This is a genomic window from Pirellulales bacterium, from assembly GCA_019694455.1.
Lineage (GTDB): Bacteria > Planctomycetota > Planctomycetia > Pirellulales > JAEUIK01 > JAIBBY01.
In genome coordinates this window covers 57501-63605 of record JAIBBY010000028.1, presented here as the reverse complement: position 1 = coordinate 63605, position 6105 = coordinate 57501, and the positions used below count along the sequence as shown (strand labels likewise).

Sequence of the window (6105 nt, the reverse complement as noted above, 5' to 3'; positions counted from 1 at the left end):
CCCCCAACAGTCGATCGCGTTTTTTTGGCGCGACCCGGCTACGGCTGGGCCGGCTGGCGATCGGCGAGGCGCGCGGCGACCTGCGCCGCGTAGTGGCTGAGTTGTGTGTTCTCGGACTGGGTCAAGGGTTGCATCGCGGTTTGCAAAGCGGAGACATCGACGGATGGATTGGCGTCGATCAGCTTTTCGACTGCGCGAAGCGCGTTTTGCGGAATCGTGAAGCGTTTGAACTCCTGGGCAAGCTCGTCCTCTTTACGTTCGATGACTCGAACCCGAGTCGGGTCGAGCATTTCGGCCAGCACGTCGACCGCGCGGGCGTCGCCCAGGCGGGCCAGGCCAGTGGCGGCGTTGTAGCGTACATCGGCGATCGGGTCTTTAAGCAGCGTGGCCAGCCGCTCTTGGGCCTCGGCGCCGCCGATGACTCCCAGCGCGAAGGCGGCGCGGGTGCGCACCGCGGGATCTTCGGCGGTGGAACACTCGACCAGCGTGGACGCCACTTTTAGATTGGCGCGAACGGCCTCGCCTGCCGGGCCGGAGGCCAAGAGGGCGATGCCTTCGATGGCGCTGGCGCGCACCGGCACGTCGGCTTCGCTGGTTTGCGTCTTGGCGGCTTCGAGGAGCGCGGGCAACCCGTTGGGGATGTTGAACTCGCCGAGCGCGCGGCAGATGTAGACGCGGACGCGCACGTCGGCCTGGCTCTTGCTCTGCCGGCTGGCTTCCAGTTCATCTTGCAACAACTGCGCCAATTCGTCGGCGATCTCGGTGTTGTTTTTGAACTTGCTGTTGGGTTGCCGCAGCGCGTTGGCCAAGTTGACGGCGGCTTGCCAGCGGGCCTCGTTGTCGCGGCGCAGCGCGTTGATATAGGTGCTGGGGTTGTCCCCCATGTGGGCGAGCCAGGTGAACATGAGCCACACGGCGACGATAATGGCGACGATCACCGCCGGCACGACAAACAGTTGCAGAATGAAGCCGGCGCTGGGGGGCTCGACGCTGGGCAAGGCGTCGTCGGGCGAAATAGTTTGCTGAGATTCGGTGTTCTGATCCATCGCAGGCAATGGGTTGACACAGTGGGTTGGGGGGATATGGACTACTGCGGAGCGAGCCGTCGTGGCGCGCTGGCGGCGAATGAAAGATCGAGCGACGCGCGATATTGTCATTCTGCCCGCAGGATGATACAGCCAGTGGATTGCATCAGCGGGCCGCTAGTAAAAGTCTATGGGTCGCGCTCGTTCCGTCAACCCAACGTCTTGTGCCGCTAGCCACTTCCGTCGAATTGATGATACGGCTTCTCGATTACACCGCCGCTATGCCCGCGCTCGACCTGGCGATTGACGAAGCGCTGCTGGAAGTGGCGGAGCAGCAAGGTTCGACGTGCGACCAATTGCGCCTATGGGAATCGGTGTCTCCAGCGGTGATTTTGGGGCGCTCGTCGCGGGCGGGGGTGGAAGCATTGCCGGATGCGTGCCATGAACAAGGCATTCCGATCCTGCGACGGACTAGCGGGGGGTGCGCGATTGTGGCCGGGCCGGGCTGTTTAATGTTTTCGCTGGTGCTCAGTCTCGAACGTCGGCCGGAGTTGCGCTCGATCGACGAGGCGCATCGCTTTGTGCTGGGCAAGTTGGCCGCTGCGCTTGGCGGCCGCGTGGCTGGCGTGCGCCGCGCCGGCACCAGCGATCTGGTGATCGAGCGCGGCGGGCGAGCGCTCAAGTTCTCTGGCAACAGTCTTCGCGTGCGGCGGACGCACCTGTTGTATCACGGCACGTTATTGCATCGGTTTCCGCTCGATCTGGCGGCGAGTTGTCTGGCGGCGCCGCCGCGCGAGCCTGAGTACCGTGCGGGGCGGAGCCACGGCGAGTTCTTAACAAATCTGCCACTGGCGGGCGATGAGTTGCGCGGCTTGGTGGTTGGCGCATTCGAGGCGAGCGGCCTGGCCGAACTGCCACCACTTGCGCTGGCGAAACAGCTTTTGCTTGAGAAGTATTCTCAACACGACTGGAACTTTAGACTGTAGTGGGCTGCTGCTGGCAATCTGGGAAAATCTGGCTCATGTCGTGGTTCCATTACACATTGAAGCTACCGGCGCGGCGGCGCGGCTGGCACCTCATCACGCAAGAAGTGACCACCGCAGCGACCGATCTGACGCGCATGCGCGTGGGGTTATTGCACGTTTTTTTGCAGCACACCTCGGCGGCGTTGTCGATCAACGAGAACGCCGACCCCGATGTGCCCGCCGACTTGGAGCGCGTGCTGGACGCTTTGGCGCCGGAGACGTTTGAGTACGCGCATACGCTCGAAGGGCCAGACGACATGCCGGCGCATGTAAAGACGGCGCTGTTGGGCAGTTCGCTGTCGATACCGATCTTTGGAGGGCGCCTGTGCCTGGGGACGTGGCAAGGCATTTACTTGTGTGAGCATCGCGATCGAGCGACGGCGCGGCGGTTGGTGCTGACGCTGCAAGGCGACATGGAGTAGACGGTCGGGGCGGCGCGACGGTTTTTGCTTGGCCTACAGCATGGGGCCGATACTCCAGGGCGCGAATTCCTCGTCGCCAATGCCGTGCTGTTCGCTCTTCGATTTTTCGCCGCTGGCCACGGCCAGCATCAATTCAAAGATCTGGCGGCCGACTTCCGCCACCGGCGTGCCGGCCAGGATGACGCCGGCGTTGACATCCATGTCGTCGATCATGCGCTGATACATGGGAGTGTTGGTGGCGATCTTGATCGAAGGCGTTGGCTTGCAGCCGAAGCAACTGCCGCGGCCAGTGGTGAAGCACATCAAGTTGGCGCCTCCCGCTACCTGTCCGGTGGCGCCGACGGGATCGTAGCCGGGGGTGTCCATGATGACCAAACCGTTGGCGGTAACGGGTTCGGCATAGTGGTAGACTGCGTTGAGCGCGGTGGAGCCCCCCTTGGCGACGGCGCCGAGCGACTTTTCGTAGATGGTGGTCAGGCCACCGGCCTTGTTGCCGGGGGAGGGATTGTTGTCGATCTCGGCGCCAAACATGGCGGTGTAGCGTTCCCACCAGCGAATGCGTTCGATGAGTTTTTCGCCGACCGCGCGCGAGGTGGCCCGTCGCGTGAGCAGGTGTTCGGCGCCGTAGATTTCAGTTGTTTCTGAAAGGATGACCGTGCCGCCGGCCGCGACCAACAGATCGCTGGCCACACCGAGGGCGGGATTGGCGGTGACGCCCGAGTTGCCGTCGGAGCCGCCGCATTGCAGAGCGACGATCAGCTCGCTGGCGGGTATCGGCACGCGGCGAACATCGTTGATCGCGGGGAGCATTTGGGCGACCGACTGCACGCCGGCCTCCACGGTCTTGGTGGTGCCGCCCAGGTCTTGCATGGAGAGCACAGTGGGGCGCTGGGGCGGCTTGCCGGGCAGGCCGATCTGCACCAAGTGGCCTTCTTCCAAGAGCGAGCCGATGGTTCCGGTCTCGCAGCCAAGCCCGACGAGCAGATAACCACCAATGTTGGCGTGCTTGGCAAAGCCGGCCAGCACGCGATTGAGTTGCTGGTGATCCTCGCCGCCGTAGCGCATCCCGCAGCCCCCTTTGTGGGTGAGGGCGACGATGCCATCGACCTGGGGGAATTGCCGCAGGACGGCGGGCGTGAAGCGCTCGGCGATGTAGCGGCTGACGGAGGCGGAGCAGTTAACGCTGGAGATGACCGCCAGATAGTTGCGCGTACCCGCCTTGCCGCTGGCGCGCCGATAGCCCAGAAAGGTGCGGCCGGTGATCGGCGCCGGCGGCGCCGGAATGTCGGTGGCGTAACGATACTCGCGCTCGAAGCCGCCGGCCGCCAGATTGTGCGAGTGGACCAGTTCGCCGGGCTCGATCGCCCGCGTGGCAAAGCCGATGGTCTGGCCATATTTGAAGACGCGCTCGCCGATTGGGACGGAGGCCAGCGCTAGCTTGTGTCCCATGCCGACTGGTTCGGCGACGCGGAGCGAATGGCCGCCGACCGATATCTGATCACCAGTATCCAGTGGGCGCGCGGCGACGGCCACGTTGTCCGCCGGGTGGATGTGAACGACGTCGGCAGATTGCTGATCGACAACGGCCATGCGAATGCTCAAGCGCTGGTGCAATGTGGGGGAGGTGGAGCGCGAATTGCAGCTTAGCGGGGGGGCATGTCGGCGGCAAACCGGGGGAAGGAGAAAGCAGAAAACCGCAGAGGCGAGGAGACGCAGAGGAGGAAGGAAGAGACTAGCGGCTTGCGGCTAGGGAACAGCGACAGTCGTCCAGCGAGCGCAATGGACCTATTTCTCGCGATAGGTGTTGACCGGTGCTATTGAGCTGAAGATTGCGCGGTGCGCGCCGGCTCGCGCGGGACGCCGGCGGCGGCGATGGCCAGCGCAAGCCAGCCCAGGATGAATGCCGTGCCGCCGATGGGGACGATCATCGCCAGCGCGCGGATCTGAAGCAGCACCCAGCCATAGAGCATGCCTGAGAAGATCAACAAGCCCGCGATGAACAACCAACCGGCGATGGAGATCCAGGCGCTTTTGGTGTGTAGACCGACCATGCCGACCAGGATGAGGCCGAGCGCGTGATACATCTGGTAGCGCACCGCCACCTCGAAATTGTGCAGACGGCGGGCGCTGAGATCGCGCTCTTGCTGCGAGGCGTCGGGTGGAGTTTTTAGCTTGGTTTCGAGTCCATGCGCGCCAAAGGCGCCGGCGACCACGCCCAAGCCGGCGATGAGCGCGCCGGCGACGATCCAGTATTTTGCGTCAATCACGATTGGGGACTCACTCTGCTTTGGTGGTGGAGGGCGCCGGTTCGGCGACCGGCGATTCGTCGGGCGGGGTCTGAAACTGTTCGGCAATGAACTGCGAGAGACCTTCGGCAATGGGGGCGATCGAGGCGGTCTGCCGTGAAGCTGGCGGTCGGTCGCCTAACTGTCGTTGAGTGATGATCTGCCCATTGGGCAGCACCTTGCGATAGCCGTCGAAGAGGCGCACCTGGGGACACTCGAGCGAGATGCCGACTATGGCGGACTTTTCGGCATTGCCAAAGCGCAGCGCGTAGCGCCATTGCGGTTGGCAAGCGTCGGGATCGGCCTGCCAGTCGAAGGCGGCGTCGCGAGTCAGCAACGCGCGGATGTGGGTGAAGCCGGGCGCGCGGCTCTTGGCCAGTTCGCGGCGTTGGAGAATTGAATAGCTCTGGCCGTCGATGAGCAGCGCGTCGCCTGCGGAGCTTTCGGCCTGCGGCGGGCCTAGTTCAAACAACTCGACCTCTGGCGCGCGAGTGATGATGAGCGCCGCGGCTGTGCCCCAATAGGTTTGCGCTTGGCGGCCGACGACATACCAATAGCACCAGGCGGCCACGCTGAGGCCGACCGCCACCAACACGATGACAATGATCGCCAAGCGGCCCGGAATCTGGCGCAGGTCGGGCGGCGGCGGTTCGACGGCTGGCTTGGACTTGGGCATGCCGGCTGTTGTACCACAACGGCGGCCGCAGTTTCAGCCGGTCGTCAGCCGGGCTTGGTGAGCGCGGCGCGACGGGCATAGAATGCCGCTGCTCGCAAAATCACGACAAAGGTCGTGATTTTGTGACTTGCTTCCTGTCATTCGCGGCCCCGGCGAATCGTTCGCCGGGGCGGCTTGTTCGGTTTCAAGTGGGGCATGTCTCAACTCTAAAGCACGATGCACAAATTCCATGAGATTGAGTTCCGCGTTCGATATCAAGAGACCGACGCGATGGGCATTGTCCATCATGCCAACTATCTGGCGTGGTTTGAGATGGGACGCACCGAGATGTTGCGGGCGTGGGGAGGGAGCTATCGGCGCATGGAGGAAGAAGGGCAGTTTTTGGTCATCGTGCGGGCGGAGTGCAAATACCGGCGACCGGCGCGGTATGACGATGTGCTGCGACTGCGAACGATTTTGGATCGCGTGAGCGCGGTGAAGATTGAGCACGACTATGAACTATTTCGCGGCGAGGAGACGCTGGCGGTGGCGCATACGGTGCTGGCTTGCGTCGATCGCGAGGGGACGCCGCAGCGCGTGCCGGAGTGGTTGCGCAGGGAGGAGGGCGAGTAAAACGTTAGAAGGACCGCGGCGATGCAACGGCGCCGAGGGAACGAGTTGATCAGGGGAGCA

The 6105-nt window shown here is 63.6% G+C and carries 7 protein-coding genes; 3 read left to right on the top strand and 4 right to left on the bottom strand.

Annotated features, from left to right (window positions below; translation table 11 throughout):
• Window positions 1–38: 38 nt before the first annotated feature.
• The gene (locus K1X71_12875; GenBank protein MBX7074033.1) at window positions 39–1046 is read right to left on the bottom strand and encodes a HEAT repeat domain-containing protein; all 1008 of its coding nucleotides are present in this window, start codon (window positions 1044–1046) and stop codon (window positions 39–41) included.
• Window positions 1047–1276: 230 nt separating this feature from the next.
• Between K1X71_12875 and K1X71_12870 the strand changes: the two genes are divergently transcribed.
• A complete protein-coding gene (locus K1X71_12870; protein ID MBX7074032.1) occupies window positions 1277–2011 on the top strand; it encodes a lipoate--protein ligase family protein in 735 nt (244 codons plus the stop codon).
• A 35-nt stretch (window positions 2012–2046) separates the two neighbouring features.
• On the top strand, window positions 2047–2472 hold the full coding sequence (locus tag K1X71_12865) for a secondary thiamine-phosphate synthase enzyme YjbQ (protein MBX7074031.1): 426 nt from the start codon (window positions 2047–2049) through the stop codon (window positions 2470–2472).
• Between the two features lie 33 nt (window positions 2473–2505).
• On the opposite strand, the gene K1X71_12860 is transcribed toward K1X71_12865, so the two are convergent.
• The 3 genes from K1X71_12860 to K1X71_12850 all read right to left on the bottom strand — a co-directional run bounded on the left by K1X71_12860 (window position 2506) and on the right by K1X71_12850 (window position 5433).
• Complete coding sequence (locus K1X71_12860; GenBank protein MBX7074030.1) at window positions 2506–4062, bottom strand: altronate dehydratase family protein; 1557 nt, start codon at window positions 4060–4062, stop codon at window positions 2506–2508.
• A 224-nt stretch (window positions 4063–4286) separates the two neighbouring features.
• Window positions 4287–4736 (bottom strand): DUF423 domain-containing protein, encoded by a 450-nt coding sequence (locus K1X71_12855; protein ID MBX7074029.1) that lies wholly within the window; start codon window positions 4734–4736, stop codon window positions 4287–4289.
• A gap of 13 nt (window positions 4737–4749) precedes the next feature.
• On the bottom strand, window positions 4750–5433 hold the full coding sequence (locus tag K1X71_12850) for a hypothetical protein (GenBank protein ID MBX7074028.1): 684 nt from the start codon (window positions 5431–5433) through the stop codon (window positions 4750–4752).
• Window positions 5434–5649: 216 nt separating this feature from the next.
• On the opposite strand from K1X71_12850, the gene K1X71_12845 reads away from it, so the two are divergent.
• The gene (locus K1X71_12845) at window positions 5650–6045 is read left to right on the top strand and encodes an acyl-CoA thioesterase (GenBank protein ID MBX7074027.1); all 396 of its coding nucleotides are present in this window, start codon (window positions 5650–5652) and stop codon (window positions 6043–6045) included.
• Window positions 6046–6105 lie beyond the last annotated feature (60 nt).

Bases quoted from the DNA above. Each gene is read 5' to 3' on its own strand.
- K1X71_12860 (MBX7074030.1), bottom strand. From the start codon at position 4,062: ATGGCCGTTGTCGATCAGCAATCTGCCGACGTCGTTCACATCCACCCG.
- K1X71_12870 (MBX7074032.1), top strand. From the start codon at position 1,277: ATGATACGGCTTCTCGATTACACCGCCGCTATGCCCGCGCTCGACCTG.
- K1X71_12850 (MBX7074028.1), bottom strand. From the start codon at position 5,433: ATGCCCAAGTCCAAGCCAGCCGTCGAACCGCCGCCGCCCGACCTGCGC.
- K1X71_12845 (MBX7074027.1), top strand. From the start codon at position 5,650: ATGCACAAATTCCATGAGATTGAGTTCCGCGTTCGATATCAAGAGACC.
- K1X71_12865 (MBX7074031.1), top strand. From the start codon at position 2,047: ATGTCGTGGTTCCATTACACATTGAAGCTACCGGCGCGGCGGCGCGGC.
- K1X71_12875 (MBX7074033.1), bottom strand. From the start codon at position 1,046: ATGGATCAGAACACCGAATCTCAGCAAACTATTTCGCCCGACGACGCC.